The organism is Ilumatobacter sp., assembly GCF_046290335.1.
GTDB lineage: Bacteria > Actinomycetota > Acidimicrobiia > Acidimicrobiales > Ilumatobacteraceae > Ilumatobacter_A.
The window spans coordinates 575,502-596,009 of sequence record NZ_JBKAGH010000002.1; the positions used below are offsets into that span (position 1 = coordinate 575,502).

Below are 20,508 nucleotides of genomic sequence, written 5' to 3' on the forward strand. Positions count from 1 at the left end.
ACTCCCGAGCACCGGCGGCTCAAGTCCGCCGTCGCAAGAGAGCTTCGCGAAGCAGGCTGGATCGCGGAGGTGGAAGCCGACGGCGGCGCCTGGCGCGCGGACGTACTGGGAACGACACCGAGCGGCGATCGTCGTGTTGCTTTCGAGGTCCAGCTGGCGGCGATGACCGTCGACGACGGTAAGGCTCGCACCGACCGCTACGCCGAGAGCGGAGTAGAAACGGTGTGGGTGACCCCGAAGGTTCCGAGCTGGTTCTTCGAGATTCCCGGCCTACAGGTGAGCGAGGACTCAGACGCGCTCTCCGTCCATCGCGGATGCCTATCGCGCCGCGGATTCCACAATTGGCAGCGGCCCGACCCATTCGAATTCTCTCGATTCGTCCGCGCCCTCGCCTCATCCAAACTGACGGTTCAGACGCTGCGGTGTTGGCACAGCGAGGAGTTGCCGTATGGTCAATCCACCACCCTCAGGTCATTCACCAATCCGGTCGCTTGGGTCAAGCCAGCGGAGTGGGAGACCGAGGCCACGGCACAGGCCAAATCTGACGCAGAAGACGAGCGCGAAGAACGCCAACGCGAACTGCATGCCCAGCGGGTTCGCGACCTCAACGAGCGACAGCAACGCCTTGCGCCCCTCGTCGTGCAGGCGGCAGAACGGGCCACCGGTTGGGTTGCTCGCGCTGGTGATCCTCGAGCCCGCGGCGACATACCCGCATCGAGTCGCACCTATGCGTTCGGGGTCCCGGTGTTCGTGCAGACCAACGGCACCGACCAACTGTGGGCTGTGGTGTGCCCCGTGGAGTCACGGATCGGGTCGTGGGCACGGCACAAGTGGAAAGGCGTCACCGTGTTCGTTGATTCCGAAGCGGAACGCCGACGTCTCGTAACCGCGCTGCACGACGAAGTACGCGTTCAGCTGCTCTGAAACGCGTGGGGCGAGAGTCGTCATCGGCACCCAGCCCAGCGCATCTACGCAGACTCTGCGAGCGGATCGGTCTCATCGAGATGTGCAACCAGGCGAAGGCGAGCTGCGTCGACGGACCGTTGAAGCCGGTCGTCCCCGAGAGCACGAGCGATGGTCTGTTCGATCTGTCGGATTGGGAGTTCGGCGAGGGGGTCGTCGAGTACGCACGCAGCTCGGGCCGTAGCAGTGACGATGAGCGCTGCGTCTTTGGCTTCAGCGGCGAGTTCGATGAGGCGGGCGGTGTAAGTCTGGAGGGTGGATGTCATCGCCGCTACAACTCCTTCGCTGTTTGGCCAGAACTCGTAGCCGCGTCGGGATCTGAGCAGCGGACCCTTCATCAGGTCGAGGCCGCCGCCCAGCACAGCCAGCGAATCGCCCGAGGTGAGCACTTCCAATTCCTGGAGACGGTGTTCGAGGAGGTCGATATCGGTCAGGATGAGTGGACTGACGAGGTACTGGCTTCGACCATGGTTCCCCGGGGCGGCCTCGGGCAGAAGGTCTTTCCCGTCGCTACCGGCGCCGAGCTTGCGGCGGAGGATCGACATGCGATTCTCGATGGTTTTTCGTGCGCGCTCCGGTCCGACTGACTCGTGAATGAGACCGATGTGGATCTCGGTGCGGTGCCGCAGGCACACGAGCAGCGCGAGCAGTTCGGTCTCATCGGCGGTGAGGTCAACGCCTTCGGCTCTGGGTTCCCCCATCACTCGCAGCAACACGTCGTGAGGCGGAGGTTCGTACAGCTCCTGTGAGTAGGTCTCCTCGCCCGCGGCTGTCACCTCATTCGGATCTTCGGCGGACGCCAGGACGGAGGCGAACAGATCGTCGGGCTCGATGAGTTCGGTCTCGGCGGCGGCGAGATCCTCCACGAGTTCGGCGATCTCTTCGGCGGCCTCGTCGGTCACGTTCGGGAGAACGAGATCGACGCCGGACCACAGCGCCGTTCCGTCACCATTCATGATGATGCGTTCACCTGCGTCCGACGGGTCGCCGAGCACGACGACTGCGACCCCGCTCGACCGGGCGCACAGGCTCACGAGTTTGTCGAGGCCTTCGCGATCATCGATCGATGCACAATCGACGACGAACACTTGGGGGTCCGTCGATCCGTCATCTTCGTCGAGGCCGGCTCGTACTTCGCTCGGTGTCGTCCCGTCGGCGAGTCGACGCTCCGCGCGCCGTTCGGCTACTCGGATCGCTCGTTCGATCGTTGTGTCGGTCCATGTTCGATCGCAGTGTTCGGCGCCAGGTACATCGAGTCCGATGAGGTTGACGTCCATCGACACGCCGAGGGGATAGGTGGCGAGTTCGTAGACGATGGAGCGGACGAGACCGAGCGAACAGCTGCGGTCTCCGGTGATCGCCACGCTGCCGGCGGTCTCGAGATCGAGGAGCACCTCGTCGCCGGCCTCGTCGGTTCGGACACCAATGGTGACGAGTGCAGGAGTGAGCAGTTGGCGGTGCTCTTCGACGGGGTCATCGAAGCGATGGGTCCACGAGTGGCCGCCGTCGATGGTCGACCACCCCTTCGGTGGCGATGCAGCGGGCTTGGCGAACAGCACTTCGATTCGTTCCGCGCCGAGCTGGACGGCCCGAACGGCAGGCGGTTCGCCGTGCATTGATGCATAGGGAGTGATCGAGCGGAGGAGTGCGGTGATGGTCGACAGGTCACTCGCCGCCGACCTGGTCAGAAGTGCATGCTCCGCCCCCGAGGCGGTGTTCGATGGCGCTGGCAGTCGGCGGCCGGGCTGGAGCTGGCTGAGTCGGCGACGTCGGAGTCTGGCGATGAAAGCTGCGAGTCCCGTGGTCAGAAGAGAACCAGCGAGGACGGTTGGCCATACCGATCGTTCGGCATCGGTGAAGACACCGGCGACCAGCTCGCTCTCGCCTGGCATCGCGTTGGACGGTGCTGCCGGTGGAGAGACCGCAGGAACAGCCGCTGGCGATATCGACGATGCGGGGAGGCCGTTGATCTGTGGCGACGGCACAGGTGTCGGGAGATCGACTTCATCAGGTGCGGGAATCGACGGGACCGGCAGCTCGGGACTCTCGACGGGCGGCGACATCTCTTCATCGACGACGTCGGACGGTTCGACAGGAACCGATCGAGGTGTCGTCGGTGCCGGGTCAGCTTCCGAAGCGGCATCCGTCTCGAGCCCCGATGTCGGGGGAAGCTCGATACGCCAGCCAGGAATGATGAGGTTGGGATCGTCGAGGGTACGACCGTCGGGCATCACCGAACCCCGGTTGAGATCCCACAGATCGGTCCAGCGGTCAGGTGTGCCGAGGTGGCTCTCGCTGATCGCTGAGAGCGTGTCGCCCGGTTGCACGACGTGGACGTCGAACGCCGATTCCGCCGAGGCAGCGACGGCCGATGGGTTCTGGAAGGTCCAGCCGGGATGGATCACCTCGGTCCTTGCATCGAACACGACGCCTGGCGCGACCTCTTGGCCGTCGAGCAGCGACCGGAGTTCGGTATGGCGCGAACCGTCGCCGAGGAACGCCTCGGCGACGTCCCAGAGTCCATCGTTCGGTTGGACGACATAGACGCCATCAGCGAGAGTCGGCTGCGGTTCGGCGGGCGCTTCGATCACCGGGATGGTGACGACAGTTCCAGCGGGGAAGACGCCGCCGGTCCAGTTCGTAGTGCGGTTCATCGCGACGATGTCGTCGCGCAGGGTCTCGTCGCCGAGGTCGATGGCAATCGACAGCGGGGTGGCTCGACCGTCGGCGACAATTGTGGTCGTTTGCGCTGATGTCGGAGCCGTCTCGGTTGGGTCGGCGGGCGCGCTGATCGGTGGGCGTGGGTCGAGGCTCCCGGCGAGAGACGCTCCAGTCGAAGCGATCGCAGCGGTTGGCCACGTCGAGATGGTCGTTGCGGTGGTGACGGTGCCGAGCACTGCGATCCGCACAAGCCGGTGAACGAAGGTGGACCGTGATCGCACGACCGACGGCGCTGACATTCGCCCCGCCGCCGGTGTGTCGACTGCTCGCGCCCGCAGGAGTCGGAACGTCTCGCTGCCGATCGTGATGGCCAGCCAGATCCAGATCACGACGAACAACAGGGCGGCGATTCGCATCACGGTGTCAGCCGCCACCCGGCCTTGCTCGACCTCACTGGTCAGTGTCGACCATTCGGGATACGGCCGCCCGATCAGCAAGGCGACAAGGACGGGCGGCACGACGACGAGGACGACGAGTGCAACGCACGCACCGATACGGAGAAGCAGTCCTTGGATGCGGGTCACGAGAACTCCAATCGGGCTCGACCCTCGGCTATGGCGACGAGACTCGCCGAGCCGGTGAAGCGGACGAAGGTGGCGGGGCGACGTTCGGTGATGGTTACGAGCACGACGTCCCGAGAAGGGAATGACACTTGGACGTCGGTGGCCGGGACGCCGAGTCGGCCGGCGTGATCGATGGCGGCTTGGCGGGCGAGGTCGGCGTCGAGACCGTCGGCGGGTGAACCGGTTGCGATCGCCGCGCGTGCGGCTCCCTCCGCGGTGTTGCTCGCGTGACGCTCGGCAGCGAGGTAGCGGGCGCCGTCGAAGATGAGGGCAGCGCCCGCGACTGCAATCACGACCATCATGACGAGAGCGACCGACACCGACCCTCTGTCGCGATCAACACCGGCGTCGGTCATGTGGGGAATGTGTTGAGTTGGTCGGGGCGCGTTGCGCCTGATCGACCGGCGGACTGGGACGGGGCAGGCTTCTGAGACTGCCGAGCTTTTGTGAAGAGTGTTCGGGATTGTCGACTACTCTCGTGTTTCTGTGATATTCGATCGGGTTGCGTGAACGCTGATGTCGGGCGGGTTGGCGGTGGTGCGGTCGTTGGGTTCACAGCGCAGCTTCCAGACGTTGGGTGGGTTGGAGGATCTCGAGCAGGAACTCGTCGACCAGTTCTGCCTTGCAGCGGTCGCGTCGGGAGTGACTGACCACTACATCTCGTCGCAGCGTTCGACGGTGTTCGAGTTCGTCCGTTTCCTCGGCCGCCCGATGTGGACCGCGACACCGAGTGACGGCGACCGGTTCTTGACGTGGCTGCGACGCGATCGTCGCCAGGCCCGCTCGACGGTGCAGACGAAGGCGTGGATGGTGGCGTCGTTCTTCGAGTTCGTGATCGCCCGCTATCAGGGCGACATCCACGCCCTTGCTGGTGTCGTGGTGGTGCAGCCGATCGATGAGTTCAACCGGCCGACCAAATCGGACCGGGACTCGATCCGTGTCCCGCCGTCGACGGCTGAGATCGACACGATGTTCACGGCGTGGGCTCAAACGTTGCCCCACGCCCGCAAGTATCTGCCGGCGGCACGCGACTACACGGCGGCGTCGTTGTGGCGGCGGGGCGGGTTGCGGATCAACGAGTCCAAGATGCTCGACATCGGTGACTGGCGACGCGACCTGGGTCCGCACGGCAAGTTGCACGTCCGGTTCGGCAAGGGCCATCACGGCAAGGGCGCCAAGGTTCGACTGGTCCCGGGGATCAACGGCATCGATGCGCTGATGGAGTGGTGGATGAACGATGTCCGTCACCAGTTCGGCGACGATTGGGACGATCCGGCCGCGCCGATGTTCCCGAGCGAACGACGTGATTCGACCACGGGGCGTTGTGGTCGGATCGGCACCAACCAGTTGCGCACCGGGTTCGTCGCGGCCGTTGAGACGTGGCTGCCGGACTGGGCCGGCCGGCTCACGCCGCACGGGATGCGTCACTTCTGTGCGTCGTCGCTCTACGAGCGCGGCATCGACCTGAAGGCAATCCAGGAACTGCTCGGCCATAGCTGGCTGTCCACGACCACCCGCTACATCCATGTCCACGACGACCACATCGAACAAGCGTGGACGTCGGCCAACGAGCGGGTCACCACCCGCCTCAACCAACACGAAGGAGATCGCGATGCGTTGGAACTTGCGCATGACCGCAGCTGAACGCGGCATCTGGAAATCGACCGAACTGCGCCGCCAGCTCGCCGATGCCGGTCTGCATATCTCGGCCGGGAAGATGTCGGGGTTGTGGACCGGGAACCCGACCACGATCAGACTCGACGACCTCGACGTGATCTGCTCGGTCCTGGACTGCACCACCGAGGATTTGCTGATCCGCGAACCCGACAAGGTCGACGCCCAACGACCCGCCACCCAAGAAGCGGTCAATGAGACGTCGTCGGCAAGGGTTCCGCGGCACGGAAGGAACAGAACCGTTCCACCCGCGTGAGTTCGACACCGACGTGTCCGACGTGTCTCGAGCGGCCACGGGCGCATCGCCGCACCCTGTTCTGCTACCGGTGCCAGCCCGGCGGTCCGCAACCGGAGCCACCCTGCGACGGGTGCGGCTCGACCACCAACTACTTCACTGGCGGCAAGTGCGTGTTGTGCGCCCGGGACGCTCCCCAACCACCCGGAAGTTGCATCGACTGCCACGCCTGGGGCGTCACTCGCCGGGGCCGCTGGGTCTGCCGGCCGTGCTTCAGCTACCGAAAGAACCATCGGACTGGTGTCTGCGTTGGGTGCGACCGGAACCTCGCACGAGACAGCCAGAGACTGTGTCGATGCTGCTACCGACACCTTGCCGCACACCGCGCAGCACACGGCCTCAAGATCCCAGCAACGAGTCTTCGCTCGACCGGACAGCAACTGGTCTTCACCGAGATGGTCAAAGCCGGCCGAGCCCCTCCATCGGCGCCGGTCCCTGAACGCACCGCTGGTTGGCCCGACCGGCCGGTCCCACACCAACAACTTGTCCTGTTCGATCACACGCCGGACCTGCGCAACGGTCGCCCGCCACCGCGCACGCCCCGTGACCCAGTCCTGGCTGCCGCGCTCAGCGAGCACGTCACCGCGGTTGCCGAGCGGCTGCGTTGGAACCCTCAACACGAAACCAACGTGCGCAGCTCGGTCCGGATCCTGCTCGATCTCCAACACACCCCCGGCGCTGCGATCACCGCCACCGAAATCTCCGTGCTCCAACAACTCGGCCTGCCCGCCCGAGTCGTGCGCGACCTCCTCGACGAAGTCCACATGTTCGACGACGACCGAACACCCGCCATCGTCGGCTGGCTCGACACTCGAGTCGACCACCTGCCCGATCAGATGCGCAGCGAGATCGGCGTGTGGTTCGACATCATGCACGCGGGCAGCACCACCGCGCCTCGGCGCCGTCCTCGTGACCAGGTCACCATCCGGCTCTACGCCCGCTGGTTCCTCCCCACCCTCACCCGATGGGCAGCCACCGGCACGACATCGCTGCGCACCATCACCCGCGACGACGTGATCGTTGCGCTCGCTGTCGAGGGCATCAACCGGCACGGCACCGGTCTCGCGTTGCGCAGCCTGTTCGGAGTCCTCAAAGCCCGCCGTCTCGTGTTCGTCAACCCGACCGCCCGGATCTCCACCGGGGCCGACACCGACAAACCCAAAACGCCCGCCGACCTCGCCCTCATCGACGCTGCGCTCAACGACCCCAACTCGGCTCGCGCCGCCGTCGCTGCGCTCGCGATCTACCACGGCCTCAACACTGGCCAGCTCCGCAACATTCGACTGATCGATCTCTACGACCGCCGACTTCACATCGGCACTCGCACCATCCCCCTCGCTGCACCCGTCCATGGGCGCATCGACGCCTACCTCGCCGACCGAGCCCGACGCTGGCCCAGAGCGATCAACCCGCACCTGTTCATCCACTTCCGCAACCACCAACGCCTCGAACCCGTCGGCGGCCGCTGGATGAAGACCACCGTCGACTACCCAGGCGGCGTCAACGCACTCCGCCGCGACCGAATCCTCCACGAAGCCGAAGCCACCGGAGGCGACACCCGCCGACTCTGCGACCTCTTCGGACTCTCCATCACCGCCGCCTCGAAGTTCACCGACACCGTCAACCACCCCGACCTCGACAACTGAGCAGTCGCAACAATACAGCAGGGCATGTACTGTTGAGGTGTGGACACACTCACCCGCACCGTTGATCTTGACACCCTCGACCGTGTCGGCCGGGCCCTGGCGAACCCGACCCGCCGCCAGATCCTCATCGCCCTGCTCGACGAACCCGGCTACCCCGCACAGCTTGCGGAACGTCTCGACACCAGCCGGGCGAACCTGTCCAACCACCTCACCTGTTTGCGCGAGTGCGGCCTCGTCACCGCGACCAACGAGGGGCGCCACGTCCGTTACACCCACGCCGACCCACAACTCGGTGACGCCCTGCGAATCCTCGCCCGGCTCCAACTCGACGGCACATGCACCAACTGACCCATGGACCAGCCCACCGCTACTCACGTCATCGCTGACACCGCCGAGCGCTCCCGACTGCTCGTCATCGCGCAACGACTCGCGATCTTCACCATTGCGTGGAACGTCACCGAAGGCATCGTCGCGATCACCGCAGCAACGCTCGCCAATAGCCAAGCACTGATCGGGTTCGGCCTCGACAGCGCCGTCGAATCGATCTCGGCAAGCGTCCTGCTCTGGCGTCTCAATGTCGAACGACGCAACCCCGAGCGCGCCGAACGAGTCGAACACATCGCAACCCGCGTGATCGGCGTCAGCTTCTTGCTGCTCGCAGCGTTCGTGGCCTACGACGCGATCAACGCGCTCGTCGACAACAACGAACCCGACACCTCGATCATCGGCATCGCGCTCACCGCCACCTCGCTGATGGTCATGCCGATCCTCGCCCGCCGCAAAAAGCGTGTGGCGATCGCGCTCGCCAGCAAAGCCGCCGAAGCCGACAGCAACCAGACCTGGGCATGCGTCTGGCTCTCCGCAGTCGTGCTCGGCGGCCTCGTGCTCAACGCAGCCTTCGGATGGTGGTGGGCCGACCCCATCGCAGCACTCGGCGTCGTCGTATTCCTCGGCCTCGAAGGACGCGAAGCACTCACCGCCGACAGCCTCGACGACTGCTGCTGAACCCTTCGCGTCCGAGTTCGCCGAACGCCAGCGCCCGCACCATGCGCAGGCCGCCACCCACCCTTGGGTTCCCGGCAACGAAGGCTTCAGAAATGCTGAACTCATGGCCCTATCGGCGGAACCTCTCGACTACTTGTTGGTCGGTGACGGTCACTGTGCGGTTGCCGGGTGTCCAGATGCCAGTGAGCGACTGGTTGGCAACGGTGCACGAAACGCTGACGGTGACGACGGCGCCCTGCCAGGTGCCGAGGTCGGAAGGCTCCCAACCGAACGACACCGACGGCCCGCCGGTGCAGCGCTGCGGCAGACCGGAACGATTGACGGCGGCAGCGGCGGCCGCTGACGCTTCGTCGGGATCGCCGGCGATCGACGCAGCTCGGGCACCGTCCTGTGCCGCGTTCGTGACCTGCACGCCCGACGCGGCGAGGCGGCCGACGAAGCCGAGGAACACGACCATCACGAGCGCGGCGATGCCGAGGTAGACCACCTCGACAGCTCCCACGAACCCGGCGTCCCGATGCGTCGACGCGACCATCAGCGTTCCTTCGGAGCGGACTCTGTGACCGACGCCGTGAAGCCTCCGGCGTCGAACAGCACGCCGGGCGTGTTGCCGGACACCGTGACGGTGACGATTCCGTCGACCTCGCTGCACGACACCGCAACACCGGACGACCAACCACCGGCGCGCCGAGCGATGAGCGCCTCGGCCTTCGACGTACCCGCAGCGCACGTTCCGTCGAACGCTGCAGCGACGCGCGCACCCTCAGCTGCAGCCTCGTCAAAGACGTTGCGGGCGTGCCAGAAGCTGACCGTCTCCACGAGCAGGAGCACGATGGCGATCAGAGCTACGCCACCGAACAGCGTCTCCATTCCTGCGTCGACCACTCCGGCGTCACCTCGTAGCCGTCGCTGGGGCGCGCCTGCACGAGGGCTTCCGGGCACGGACGGGTCGAGGGCGGCGGAGGTCACGGCGAGCGGTCAGGGAGACGGCGCGACGGGATCGGGGACGTTGCTCTGCGCGTCGTTGAAGACGCCGATGACGAACAGTCCTGCGGCGATGGCGATCGCTACGGCGACCGCTAGCAGGGTGCTGAAAAACCCGGATTGGTGCTCGCGTTCTGTGTCTGGATGGAAAAGAATGGGGTCATGCGTGGAACGCCTGATCGTCAGCTTGCTCTGTTGTCGTCGTTGAGCACCGAGGACCTGATCCCGGCCGAGCACCCGATCCGGAGGATCCGTGTGGTGGTCGACACCGTGCTTGCCTCGATGGACACTTCGTTCGAGGCGATGTATGCGACGTCGGGACGTCCGTCGGTGCCGCCGGAGCAGTTGTTGAAGGCGTCGGTGTTGATGGCGATGTACTCGATGCGTTCCGAGCGGGCGTTCTGCGAACGCCTCAACTACGACATGTTGTTCAAGTGGTTCCTCGACCTCCCGATCGATGCAGCTTCGTTCGACGCTTCGACGTTCTCCAAGAACCGCCAACGCCTCCTCGACGCTGACATCGCCGACGAGTTCTTCGCCGCCGTGGTCCGCCAGGCGAAGCTGCGCCGGTACATGTCGTCGGATCATTTCTCCGTCGACGGCACCTTGTTGCAGGCGTGGGCGTCGCACAAGTCGTTCAAGCCCAAAGACGACTCGGGCAGCGACAACAACGAGGGCCCAAAGGGCCGCAACTCCGAGGTGCAGTGGCACGGCCAGAAACGCTCGAACGACACGCACGCGTCGACGACCGATCCGGACGCACGCTTGTATCGCAAGTCGAACAACACCGCCGCCCAGCTCTGCTACGCCGGTCACCTCTTGATCGAGCACCGCTCGGCGTTGATCGCCGATGCCGAGGTGACAGCGGCGACCGGGTTCGCAGAACGTGACTGCGCGATCGACATGTTGAAACGACTGCCGAAGAGTGGTCGGCGAAGAACGGTGGCGGGCGACAAGAACTACGACACGAAGAACTTCGTGAAAGACGTTCGCGCCGCCGGGTTCACGCCGCACGTCGCGCAGAACAACACCAACCGAAGATCGGCGATCGACGCCAGAACGACCCGCCACGCCGGCTACACCGTGTCGCAGCGGATCCGAAAGCGGGTGGAGGAACCGTTCGGCTGGATCAAGACAGTCGGCCAGGGCCGCAAGGTCCGCTACATCGGCAACGACCGGAACCGGGCCTGGTTCAAGATGGAAGCCGCCGTCTACAACCTGATCCGGATCACGGCCCTCGACGCCGCAACCGGATGAAGATCACCTCGGCAAGGTCGCCACCGGCCGCCTCCGGAGTCGGGGATCAGTGAGCGATCACCCGAAACCGACAACGGAGATCCCCGAAAACTGACATCGAAGACCAAGCCAGCGCAATGACAACGAGGCGGGCCGCCCTCGATCCGGGCGTCCCGCCCTCAGACCCCGAATTTCAGCACCCTGCTAGGAAGATGAGCTTCGAGGGTGAGTCCTCGACGCCGGTGTCATCGGCGAGTCGTCGGCCGAGCACCCGGCTGCTGTCGGCGAGCCAGGTGTATGCGACGGCGAGCCAGACTGCGACGGCCGCGACGGGCCGGGTCAGTGGGGCGGGTTCGGTATTCATGTCTGCTCCTTGCTGGGTTGGTGGTCAGGTCAGGTGAAGGCCTCGGAGATCTGCTGCATGACGGGGTACGCGAGGAAGAGGACCATGCCGAACACCATCCCCATCGTCGGGAGTGAGAGGTTGGCGTTTGCCTTGTCGGCACGGTCGGTGATGTCGGCGAGTTGGCGGGCCCGCATCGCCTTCGCTTCGGTGCGGATGGTCGCTGCGACCGAGACACCGACGCCCGCTTGGCGCTGGAGCGAGGTTGCGAGGCCTCGGAGTTGATCGAGTTCGTAGGTGTCGGCCATCGCCGAGAGCGCGTCCCACACGGTGAGCCCCATCGGTTGGGCGGTGTCGATGGTCTGGCGGAGCAGGTCGAAGCCGAACCCGTCGCCTGCGTCGGCGGCGAAGGTCAGGGCGTCCTCGACGGATCGGTTCGTCGTGAGGGCGACTGCGAGCAACTGGACGAAGTCGTTCACGACTCTGTGCAGTTCGGCTCGTCGGCTCGCCGCTCGGGTTCGAACATCGGCGATCACTCGCCAGCCGAACAGGCCGGCGACGAACGGCACGAGCAACCAGATGATCGGCGACGACACCTGGCCGGACGCCACCAGTGCAGCAGCGGCGACCATCATTGCGAACGCCGTCGCCACGACCGTGATGATCAGCGTGCCGATGACGGTCGGGACCGTGTAGCCGGTCAGCGTGAGCTCCGACCCGAGCCTGGCCTCGACGGCTCTTCCGAGCGACCCAGCAGCGAGTGGACGACCCACCCGGATGGACAGGGTTCCGCCGGGGTCATCCGCAACCGCGCGTCGAGGCTCGACTCGAGCCCGAACGGCTCGGAGCGTGAGCGGCGCCGGCCTGAACGATCGGATGGTCGCTCCGACGGCGGCAACCGAAAGGACCGCAACGAGAACGGCGGTGGCTGTGAGGCTCACGACGTCACCTCGTCCGGAAGCCGGAGCCGGTAGCGGGTGCCGAGGTCGTAGCGCGTGAGCCGCCGCAAGGCGACGAGGCACAGTGCCCACAACCCGCACGGCACCAGCAGCCAGATCTGCCCAGGCACGGACCGATACGGGTCGAGAAGGTCGGCGGCGAAGGCGACGAGCCCGGCGACGAACAGAGCCGTGAGGATGACGAGGCGACGCATCGCCCGCTGGAAGATGCGTCGGGTCCGGTCGATCTCGTCCCTCGCTCGCATCTCGTCGCGCGCCGCCATCGCCAATTCGTCGAGCGTGTCGTGCATTCGGCCGCCGCCCGCTCCCCCGCCGACAACGAGAACGATCGCCGCCACCGCCGCGTCCGCTGTCGGGTGGCCGACGTCGTCCGCCAGTTCCCGCAGAGCGTCAGGCAGACGCCGACCTTGGCGGCGCCGGAGGAGGAAGTTCGCCATCGGTTCGGCAAGCACGCCGGAGGTGTCCTCGGCGACGAGCTCGACGGCGTTCTCGATCGCGACACTCGATCGGCGCACCACGTCGCGCAGCTGCTCCAGCCACTGGGCGACCGCTTCGATGGTCGCCCGGTCTCGCTTCGTGTCCGACACTGAAAACAGCCACCGCCACGATCCGACGAACACGCCGGCGGCGACAGCGGCGACGGGCCAGCGCGTGAGCGCGAGCACGACGAAGCCAGCGAGCACCGCGCCGAGCAGCAAGCGGGTCGAGCCTCTGTCGATGACGGCCGTGCGCTTCGTACGAACGGGTGCCGGGTGGAACGCCATCCAGAGCGACGCGACGCCAGCAGCACCGAGGAACCCGGCGACGAGCGCAATCGAGAGCGGCGAGTTCATCGGACCATCCCGATGACCTGCAGCGGCTTGTACGTGTCCTCGCCAGAGGTCCACCAACGAGACGAGAACTCCGGGTCGTGGCGACGAAGCTTGCGAAGCATCGCGGCTTGAGGTTCGTTAATCGGGCGTGCCCGGTCATCGGGAGCTCCGTCCACACTGCCGTAGACGCGGTGCAGGACGAACCGCTCGCCGGCGTTCTCGACAGACGGAGCGGCGATTTCCGACACCCAGCGACCCTCGGCGTTCGTGCCCTCCAACGCGACGACGAGGTCGATCGCCCGGTACACCTGCGTCTTCACGTCGGGCGACCGCTGGCCGGTGTCGGACGCAATGAGGTTCACGAGATTGTCGAGCGCGTCCTCGGCGTCACCACCGTGGACCGTTCCCATCGCGCCCTGGCCGGTTTGCATCGCCCGAACGAGCGGCGCACCCTCACCGCCACGGACCTCACCGACCACGATCCAATCGGCCCGCGTCCGCATGGCCGGGCGCATCGCCTCGGCTGGCGTGTAGCCCTTCGAGTCGATCGTGGTCGGCAACCGTTCCTGGTAGGCGATGACGTAGGGGTGCTTGCCCATCTGCAGCACGTTGAGTTCGAAGTCCGATTCGATCGTCGTGATCACCGCCGATGCATCGATCTCAGCGATCGTCGCCCGCAACCAGGTTGTCTTGCCCGATCCCATCGGCCCGACGAACAGCAATCCGAGTCCTGCCGCCACCGCCGTCCGCAACAGCTCGACGATCCCTGCGTCGGCTGCGCCACGGTTGTACAACTCGTCGAGCGACGCTCCGAACAGCGCGGCGCGACGAATTGCGATGTACGGACGCTGCACCGGGTCGAACCCGCCGGCGTGGAAGCGGACGCCCGGCTCGAGTTCGAAGTCGACCTCGTGGTTCTCGATGTTGAACGGCCGACCGTGCGACACCGAGACGTCATAGATGATCCGCTCCAAGTCCCGATCACGAGCGACCAGCGGCGGCCACTCCTCGACCGTGCCGTCGAGCTGCTCGACCCGAACCGGCGCCGACCCGAACACGAGGATGTCGGTCACGTTCGGGTTGCGCAGCGCTCCCATCAGCTTCGGGATCGTGAACAGCGCAGCAATGACGTGTTCGACGACTGCTCGCTCGTCGGCATCGGAAAGGGCGGACACCCGCGTGTCTCGTCGACGGGCGGCAAGTTCGGGAAGCACCTCGCGTTCGACGACGAGACGTGTGCGCTCCTCGCGCACCTGCGTCTCCTCGTTCGACTCGTCGCGTCCCTTCGGTGGAAACCGGTCGCCGAAGTCGCGCCGGATCTCGCTCGCCAGGGCGTCGAGGTCTTCGGCGCTGAGCACGTCGGGAGTCATGCGACGGTCCCGTCGATCAGATGGGCGAGCGTCGATGCGGCCGCACCGACAAGGTCGTGGCGACGTACCGCGCGGTGATCGAGCGATCCGCCGCGCAGGACGTGGTCGACCACTCTCGGCTCCCAATCCCACCAGCCGGCCATCCGCCCTTCGAGTTCGTCGGCGACGTTCGGGCCGAACCGTTCCGTCGAGCCGCCCGGGGTGTCGACGACGACGAGTCGGGCGGTGTCGAGCGAAAGGCCAGCAACACCCGGGGCCGACTGGCCCTTCGCGTCCATCCACGCCACCGTCGACGTCAGCGCTGCGGCGTCGGGGTTGGTGACCATCACCAGTGCGTCGGACCGTTCGATGATCGGCCACGACGGGACGTCGCCGCCTCGGAGCGAACCAACGTCGACCACGACCACATCACCCAACCGCCTCAGCGCCTCGACCCAGGGGCGGCGAGGTGATGCGACGGCGGACCAGGCCTGGAACGAATCCCACGGTGAGGTCACCACGTTCACAGGGCCGAGTCGGCGAGACGATGCCTGCAGCACGGTCTCGACGCGCTCGTCCGACCGCGTGAACGCAACCCGGCCCAGCGAGTCGACGCCGGCGAGTGCCGGTGCCCGACTGGCGAGCACTCCGCCCGCTGGGTCGGCCTCGACCAACCAGGCGTCGTGGCCCCGCATTGCCGCAGCTGACGCGAGCAGCAGCGCAGTCGTCGATGCACCGATGCCACGCCATGAGCCGACGGTGATCACGGTCACTCGTCCGCTCCGATCGGTCGGACGACGACGACCAACTCATCGGTTCCTGCCCACGTACCGACGAGTGCTGCATTGCCTTCGGCGACGGCGAGCGTCACCGAGGCTTCGTCCGTCTCCGAGATCGAGACCGCCACGACGCGGACATCGACGACCGGCGGTTCGCCGGCAGCCCGGTCGACGATCGACACCGCTAGCGCCTCGTCGCCACGCTGGATCTCTTCCGGGTAGCGACCGGCGCGCAGCACGGCACCGACGAGCCGCTCGCCGGTGAACGTTTCGGGCTCGTTCGTCACCATCGACGGGCCGAGCAGGTCGCCGGGTTCGAGGTCGACGACCGCGACCGATCCAACGATCTCGGATCGCTGCGACTCGACGTAGATGCGTCCGAAGCCGGCATCGTTCGAAATGCCCGTCGACCCGATCGCCGAGTCCGGGATCGGCTCACCGGCAGCCACCGGCTCGACGACCGTGAGCACCTGCGTTCGCTCGGACGCCGACGAGACCGCCCACAACACCAACATCACGATCAGTACGAACAACCCAGCCGCGGCGAGCAGCCACGGCAGCCGAACCTTCGGGCGCGGCGACGTCGGCTTCGACGGCGCGCGGGCAGCGGTCGACTGGCGGACCTGTTCACTCAGGGACATGGCGGCTCCTCACTCATTGACGTTCACCGCCGCCAGTTCGCCCACTCGGAACGTTGTCGGTTCCGACAGCCACACGTAGTCCGGCTGCGCCTCGACGGCGCCCGACGCCCAGAACGTGACGGCGAAGATCTGCCGGGCCGTGATGGTCGCTTCGCCCGGACCGGGAGGAGTCCACTCGCACGCCCGGTTCGAGCCGGGTTCGGCGAAGTCGGCGAGATCCGACGGTCGCTGCGGGAACTCGACCACTTCGGAGACTGCGAACTCGTCGTTCGTCTCGACGCACGGCACGACGCCGGAGAACGGCTCCGACGGACGGTCCGGATCGGGTACGAAATCGACCAGGAACTCGAGACGCGTCGGCCGAGCGATCAGCGCCAGCTCCCAGCCGCGCCAGTACTCGACGTTCGATCGCTGCGTGCGCCACGCCGCTCCGTTGATCGCCAGCCAGGCAGGGTTGCGAACGACGAGACCACCCCACCGATCGACAACGGCGTTCTCGTAGACGGCGAGGTCCTCGAGTTGCAGCCCGTTGTAGAGGTTCGTGATGCGAGGTCGCGGATCGAGCATCGGGTCGGTGGCACTGACGTCGATGAAGCCGAGGAAGTTGGCCGAGTAGTACGTGTCGACGCAGTACACCGAAAACGTGCGCGTCCGTTCACTGAGGCGTGGCGCCGAGTCAGGGTCGAACGCTGTGATATCGACGGGGAGCGGGATCTCGACGGCAATGCCCTCGATGAAGATCCACTTCGTCGACCGAACCGGTCGGGTCTCCTCGACCACGTCCAACGTGTCGGGATCATCCCCTTCCGCAACACCGGAACACTCTGCTGCGACGCCTCCGCCATGCGTCCGGAACACCGACCCGCCAGGGATCGATGTATGCACGCCGATGCCGCCAGAGCCGTTGCGGATGTGAACTTGCCGCGAGCCCGGGATCAGCGGCGGGCCACTACCGCCTTGGCCTCCCGGTACCGCGCTCACTGTCGCCGGAAGCACCCCAAGGACGACGGCTGCAAGAACGACGACCAGAAGTGGCCTCACCGGCATGCCCGTTCGTCGTCCTGGATGTCGGTCACGATCCACCCACCGTCGACCCGCACGAGCCGGATGATCAAGGGCGCCGTCTCCGAGCCTGGGGTCTCGCCATCAGCCAATGAGCCGTCTGTGTTGACGTAGTTCGAACCGCTGATGGCGCAGTCGAAGATGAAGGCTTCGTCGTCCGAACGAGGATCTGCGAGCACGATCGGGCGAAGCACGTCGTTGTCGCCCTGAAATGCGAGGTGTTGGCCGGCTTCGTTGCGAGGAGCGAAGACGTTGTCGCTGTAGGTCGCGCCGCCGTCGAGGAACGACGCGGCCATTGCCTCGGATGGTTCGATCGGAATCGGGTTCTGCGTGACCTGGCCATACAACGCCTTCATCGCTCGGGCGTAGGCCTCGATGATCTCGAGGTCCTCCGGCAGCGGCGGAGCGACGTTGGCATCGGCCGGATCAGCCTCAGAGGGGATGAACAGGGCGACCATGTCGACCAACTCGATGATCTCGCCAGGGGACTCAACCCCCGGCACCGAGTCGAGGCGGGGACCCAGGTCATCAGCCGGCGAAGGGTCCTCGGTCGTGGAGGGAGGGATAGAGGAACTACTCGACGTGGTTGCGGGATCGGTCGTCGCGGCGGTGGCGTTCGGATTCTCGGAATCGACCGGTTCGCTCTGCGCCGTCGACTCCGGAGTCGTCGGGTAAGTGGCTGCGGAAGTGGGTACAGGCGCAGTCACCTCCGGTTCGCTCGACGACGAGCCACTGCAGGCAGACGCAAGCAGATACGCCACTCCCAGAAGTGCGGAGAGCTTCTTCGTCATACGTTCGCTCCATTCGAGATGAAGGAGGCAGCGATGACTGCCACCGTGGTTGCGACCATGAGGTATGGCCCGAATGGTTGAGGTCGTCGAGGTGTAGCGATCCTGACGACGGCCACACCGATGAACCCGACGAGTGGGACCATGATCGCCACCGACCAGGCGATCGCAGCGACCACGGCACCGCTCACTGCCGCGAACTTCACGTCACCGAATCCGATCGCTCCGGGGTCGAGCAGGTGGATGAGCAGCAGTGGAACTGCGGCGATGCCAGCGCCGGCCAACGGTCCGAGTCCAGCGTTCGTGACGTCAGCGGCCACTGCGCCGAATAGCACCGCAACGACCAGCAGGGAGTTCGGGATCCGCATGGAGCGGAGGTCGGCGCCTGCGGCGACACCGAGTGACATCAGGGCGAGTGCGAGCAACACGACCATGAGCGGCGACGCCATTTCGGTGACGGCGATCGCCAGGACTGCGACGACTACAGCGGCCACGAGAAGGAAGCGGTGCTCGATCCGTGCGGTGGTTCCAACGTCTCGTGTCGTTCGTTCCATGCTCACCTGACTGGTTGACGAAACGCCTTCAACTTCGACGAAGCCGTGGCGCCGGTAGAGCACGATGGCCCGCTCGTTTGATGGGTCGACGCGCAGCACGAGACGCAGGCCTTGTTCGTCCGCTTGCTCAATCACGTGCGCAAGCAGCGATGAAGCGTCGCCGTTCCCAGGACTTCCTGACGCGAAATTCGACAGCTCGAACACCGCGGCCGACCGTGCCCAACGACGTGCGAGAAGCAGGTGGCGCGTCACGATGACGATTCCGGCAATCGTCAGCGCCAATGCTGATCCAAGCCAAAGCAGCCGTCCGGCCGCGCCCAGATCAGGGTCTGCAGCGAGTCCGAGGGCGACGGCCGGCGCCGCCATCAGCATCACCAGGGCAACGGCGAGCAACGGCACGAGTCGCCGATTCGCAACTCGCGTGACCGAGCAGATCGCCGCACCGTGTCGGCGGAGCCGGCCGGAAGCAGCGAGAGCAAGCAGCGAACGAGAACGGCGAAGACCAAAGGCAGCTGAGTGTGTTGCAGACGACGCCCACAGGTCTCGAACGCTGGTCGCGCCACCGACCGAAACCGGCTCCGGGCGCAGGGCAGGCCAGACCATTCCGGCAGGGCGCCCGCTCGGTTCCGCCCCAACGTCCCCGAGCCCTGCGTGGGCCCTCGGCCACGCAGTCATGGCTGCACGATATTTCCGCGCCAGATGTGGCGCAAGGCGGACAGCGAGATTCGACCAGTCGGACACCATCGACCCTGACACGCCGCCGAGTGCCCCGACCGTTACACGGATTATTCGAAGCCGAGACCGAAAGACGAGTCCCATGATCCGATCCTGAGCAGTTGGCTACCGAATGGCGAGGGGGACAAGTCCCCGATCAATCCCAACGGCCGGCGTTGCAGCGAACATCTCCGCCGCCCGGCCGGGGCTCACGTGGCGGGCATCAAGGTCTGCCATGAACCGGTCGTGTGAGGTGCGCCCCGCTTCGGACAATCGGAACAGCCGCTCGTCGCCGACCGGCGGTGCGTAGCCCGAGACGCCGATGACACCACGGTCGAGATCACTGTGCACGACCTCGAATCGGTTCAGCCTCGCCAGTGCCCTGACCGCAACGCCAGGGGCAACGCCGACTGATGCAGCGAGATCCGCCACTTCGACTTGTTGACCGCCGGGCCTCAACTCGACCGATCGCCCGAGCCGACGGGCGAGCAACGTCGCCGTCGGACCGAGGAACTCGGACCAGACCTGCTCGACGTAAGGGTCGGTCAATCGAAAACAGTCCGCCGGGTCGGCGGAAATCGCTACGACGTGGAGCGAATGGGGCGATGCCGAACGGTCCATGCACACCGACACGCCGCCGAACAGCACTCCCGTTACAGAACTCCTCCGATTCCGAGACAACTCGACCGGGGCCGGCGTAGCTGGACACCACCCAACACCTCCGGACACATGACCTGCCCGACCTGATCGCCGTCGATGTCCAAGTTCACAAGCTGGATGTCCTCCAAAGCTCCCCAGACGATGAAGTGGCGAAACAGAACCCACAACGCATTTGGCCTAATCTGAGGGGCAAACCCACCGAAGAGATCGAACTGAGACGTCCCCTCATGGCAGACGAAGAAATTGAAGAAGCCGTGAGACTGGCGATCAACGTGACGCGACTCGGCGAGGCCGACATGCGCAACTGGTGGGGATCACGCGCGTTCGGTGCTGCCGGCCGTGTCGTCCTCAAGCAACGGCTCCCCAGGACGTGGCGGATGGCTGCCGTGGAACTTGACCTCGCCTCCGCGACGAACCGGCACAACGAGGCCATGAGTCGGACCAACGCAATTCACCTGTTCAGTGACAACTGGCCGGTCCGCCGATGGACGGCGGCCTGGGTTGCGGAGCAGAAGACCGCAACGGATCCCGACCCCCTCTTCGAAAGACTGGAATCTGCGACGCTCGCGTCGGTCGAGGAAGTGTTGTCATCGGGCCAAGCCAAAGCAGCCGGAGTCGGTGGACCGCTTCGAGTTGGCACGATCAATCGCGGTGACCTCACCGACCCAGCCACCGTCGTCGAAACGGTGCGAGCGCTCGGCGCTTCATACGTTGGCGTCGAACCTTTCGTAGTTCCGTACTTCGAGGTATCGAATTGACC

General features: G+C 65.8%; 22 protein-coding genes. 8 read left to right on the forward strand and 14 right to left on the reverse strand.

Annotation, left to right across the window (positions count from 1 at the left end):
- Positions 1 to 162: 162 nt before the first annotated feature.
- Positions 163 to 924, forward strand: a complete 762-nt coding sequence (locus ACE37B_RS11115; RefSeq protein WP_409923392.1) for a hypothetical protein — start codon at positions 163 to 165, stop codon at positions 922 to 924.
- Between the two features lie 44 nt (positions 925 to 968).
- Here the strand turns inward: ACE37B_RS11115 and ACE37B_RS11120 are convergent, their stop codons facing one another.
- Positions 969 to 4,208, reverse strand: a complete 3,240-nt coding sequence (locus ACE37B_RS11120; RefSeq protein WP_409923393.1) for a LysM peptidoglycan-binding domain-containing protein — start codon at positions 4,206 to 4,208, stop codon at positions 969 to 971.
- The gene (locus tag ACE37B_RS11125) at positions 4,205 to 4,567 is read right to left on the reverse strand and encodes a hypothetical protein (protein ID WP_409923394.1); all 363 of its coding nucleotides are present in this window, start codon (positions 4,565 to 4,567) and stop codon (positions 4,205 to 4,207) included. The genes ACE37B_RS11120 and ACE37B_RS11125 overlap by 4 nt, the downstream gene beginning before the upstream one ends.
- A gap of 196 nt (positions 4,568 to 4,763) precedes the next feature.
- On the opposite strand from ACE37B_RS11125, the gene ACE37B_RS11130 reads away from it, so the two are divergent.
- The 5 genes from ACE37B_RS11130 (at position 4,764) to ACE37B_RS11150 (ending at position 8,867) form a co-directional block, all read left to right on the forward strand.
- Complete coding sequence (locus tag ACE37B_RS11130) at positions 4,764 to 5,891, forward strand: tyrosine-type recombinase/integrase (RefSeq protein ID WP_409921483.1); 1,128 nt, start codon at positions 4,764 to 4,766, stop codon at positions 5,889 to 5,891.
- The gene (locus ACE37B_RS11135) at positions 5,860 to 6,177 is read left to right on the forward strand and encodes a helix-turn-helix domain-containing protein (RefSeq protein WP_409921482.1); all 318 of its coding nucleotides are present in this window, start codon (positions 5,860 to 5,862) and stop codon (positions 6,175 to 6,177) included. Before ACE37B_RS11130 ends, ACE37B_RS11135 begins: the two co-directional genes overlap by 32 nt.
- A gap of 668 nt (positions 6,178 to 6,845) precedes the next feature.
- On the forward strand, positions 6,846 to 7,862 hold the full coding sequence (locus ACE37B_RS11140; RefSeq protein WP_409921481.1) for a hypothetical protein: 1,017 nt from the start codon (positions 6,846 to 6,848) through the stop codon (positions 7,860 to 7,862).
- Between the two features lie 39 nt (positions 7,863 to 7,901).
- Positions 7,902 to 8,210 (forward strand): ArsR/SmtB family transcription factor, encoded by a 309-nt coding sequence (locus ACE37B_RS11145; protein ID WP_409921480.1) that lies wholly within the window; start codon positions 7,902 to 7,904, stop codon positions 8,208 to 8,210.
- 3 nt (positions 8,211 to 8,213) lie between these two features.
- Positions 8,214 to 8,867, forward strand: a complete 654-nt coding sequence (locus tag ACE37B_RS11150; RefSeq protein ID WP_409921479.1) for a cation diffusion facilitator family transporter — start codon at positions 8,214 to 8,216, stop codon at positions 8,865 to 8,867.
- A 109-nt stretch (positions 8,868 to 8,976) separates the two neighbouring features.
- On the opposite strand, the gene ACE37B_RS11155 is transcribed toward ACE37B_RS11150, so the two are convergent.
- Together ACE37B_RS11155 and ACE37B_RS11160 are read right to left on the reverse strand one after the other, a co-directional pair.
- Positions 8,977 to 9,369: a pilus assembly protein gene (locus ACE37B_RS11155; protein WP_409923395.1), complete on the reverse strand. Its 393-nt coding sequence runs from the start codon at positions 9,367 to 9,369 to the stop codon at positions 8,977 to 8,979.
- A gap of 32 nt (positions 9,370 to 9,401) precedes the next feature.
- Complete coding sequence (locus ACE37B_RS11160; RefSeq protein ID WP_409923396.1) at positions 9,402 to 9,752, reverse strand: TadE/TadG family type IV pilus assembly protein; 351 nt, start codon at positions 9,750 to 9,752, stop codon at positions 9,402 to 9,404.
- Between the two features lie 261 nt (positions 9,753 to 10,013).
- Here ACE37B_RS11160 and ACE37B_RS11165 point away from each other — a divergent pair, with 261 nt between their 5' ends.
- On the forward strand, positions 10,014 to 11,108 hold the full coding sequence (locus tag ACE37B_RS11165) for an IS5 family transposase (RefSeq protein WP_409922866.1): 1,095 nt from the start codon (positions 10,014 to 10,016) through the stop codon (positions 11,106 to 11,108).
- A 172-nt stretch (positions 11,109 to 11,280) separates the two neighbouring features.
- Here ACE37B_RS11165 and ACE37B_RS11170 read toward each other — a convergent pair whose 3' ends face one another.
- The 10 genes from ACE37B_RS11170 to ACE37B_RS11215 all read right to left on the reverse strand — a co-directional run bounded on the left by ACE37B_RS11170 (position 11,281) and on the right by ACE37B_RS11215 (position 19,637).
- Positions 11,281 to 11,451 (reverse strand): hypothetical protein, encoded by a 171-nt coding sequence (locus ACE37B_RS11170; protein ID WP_409923397.1) that lies wholly within the window; start codon positions 11,449 to 11,451, stop codon positions 11,281 to 11,283.
- Between the two features lie 29 nt (positions 11,452 to 11,480).
- Complete coding sequence (locus ACE37B_RS11175; RefSeq protein WP_409923398.1) at positions 11,481 to 12,203, reverse strand: type II secretion system F family protein; 723 nt, start codon at positions 12,201 to 12,203, stop codon at positions 11,481 to 11,483.
- Positions 12,204 to 12,367: 164 nt separating this feature from the next.
- Positions 12,368 to 13,222 (reverse strand): type II secretion system F family protein, encoded by an 855-nt coding sequence (locus tag ACE37B_RS11180; protein WP_409923399.1) that lies wholly within the window; start codon positions 13,220 to 13,222, stop codon positions 12,368 to 12,370.
- Positions 13,219 to 14,571, reverse strand: coding sequence for an ATPase, T2SS/T4P/T4SS family (locus ACE37B_RS11185; RefSeq protein ID WP_409923400.1), 1,353 nt, complete (start codon positions 14,569 to 14,571; stop codon positions 13,219 to 13,221). The genes ACE37B_RS11180 and ACE37B_RS11185 overlap by 4 nt, the downstream gene beginning before the upstream one ends.
- Positions 14,568 to 15,323, reverse strand: coding sequence for a hypothetical protein (locus ACE37B_RS11190; RefSeq protein WP_409923401.1), 756 nt, complete (start codon positions 15,321 to 15,323; stop codon positions 14,568 to 14,570). The genes ACE37B_RS11185 and ACE37B_RS11190 overlap by 4 nt, the downstream gene beginning before the upstream one ends.
- The gene (locus ACE37B_RS11195; protein ID WP_409923402.1) at positions 15,320 to 15,970 is read right to left on the reverse strand and encodes a hypothetical protein; all 651 of its coding nucleotides are present in this window, start codon (positions 15,968 to 15,970) and stop codon (positions 15,320 to 15,322) included. The genes ACE37B_RS11190 and ACE37B_RS11195 overlap by 4 nt, the downstream gene beginning before the upstream one ends.
- Positions 15,971 to 15,979: 9 nt before the next feature.
- Entirely contained in the window at positions 15,980 to 16,855 is an 876-nt protein-coding gene (locus tag ACE37B_RS11200; protein WP_409923403.1) for a hypothetical protein, read from the reverse strand.
- A 152-nt stretch (positions 16,856 to 17,007) separates the two neighbouring features.
- Complete coding sequence (locus ACE37B_RS11205) at positions 17,008 to 17,823, reverse strand: hypothetical protein (RefSeq protein ID WP_409923404.1); 816 nt, start codon at positions 17,821 to 17,823, stop codon at positions 17,008 to 17,010.
- Complete coding sequence (locus tag ACE37B_RS11210) at positions 17,820 to 18,773, reverse strand: GNAT family N-acetyltransferase (RefSeq protein WP_409923405.1); 954 nt, start codon at positions 18,771 to 18,773, stop codon at positions 17,820 to 17,822. The genes ACE37B_RS11205 and ACE37B_RS11210 overlap by 4 nt, the downstream gene beginning before the upstream one ends.
- Before the next feature lie 441 nt (positions 18,774 to 19,214).
- Positions 19,215 to 19,637 (reverse strand): hypothetical protein, encoded by a 423-nt coding sequence (locus ACE37B_RS11215; RefSeq protein ID WP_409923406.1) that lies wholly within the window; start codon positions 19,635 to 19,637, stop codon positions 19,215 to 19,217.
- A 257-nt stretch (positions 19,638 to 19,894) separates the two neighbouring features.
- On the opposite strand from ACE37B_RS11215, the gene ACE37B_RS11220 reads away from it, so the two are divergent.
- Complete coding sequence (locus ACE37B_RS11220) at positions 19,895 to 20,506, forward strand: BrxE family protein (RefSeq protein ID WP_409923407.1); 612 nt, start codon at positions 19,895 to 19,897, stop codon at positions 20,504 to 20,506.
- Positions 20,507 to 20,508: the final 2 nt, after the last annotated feature.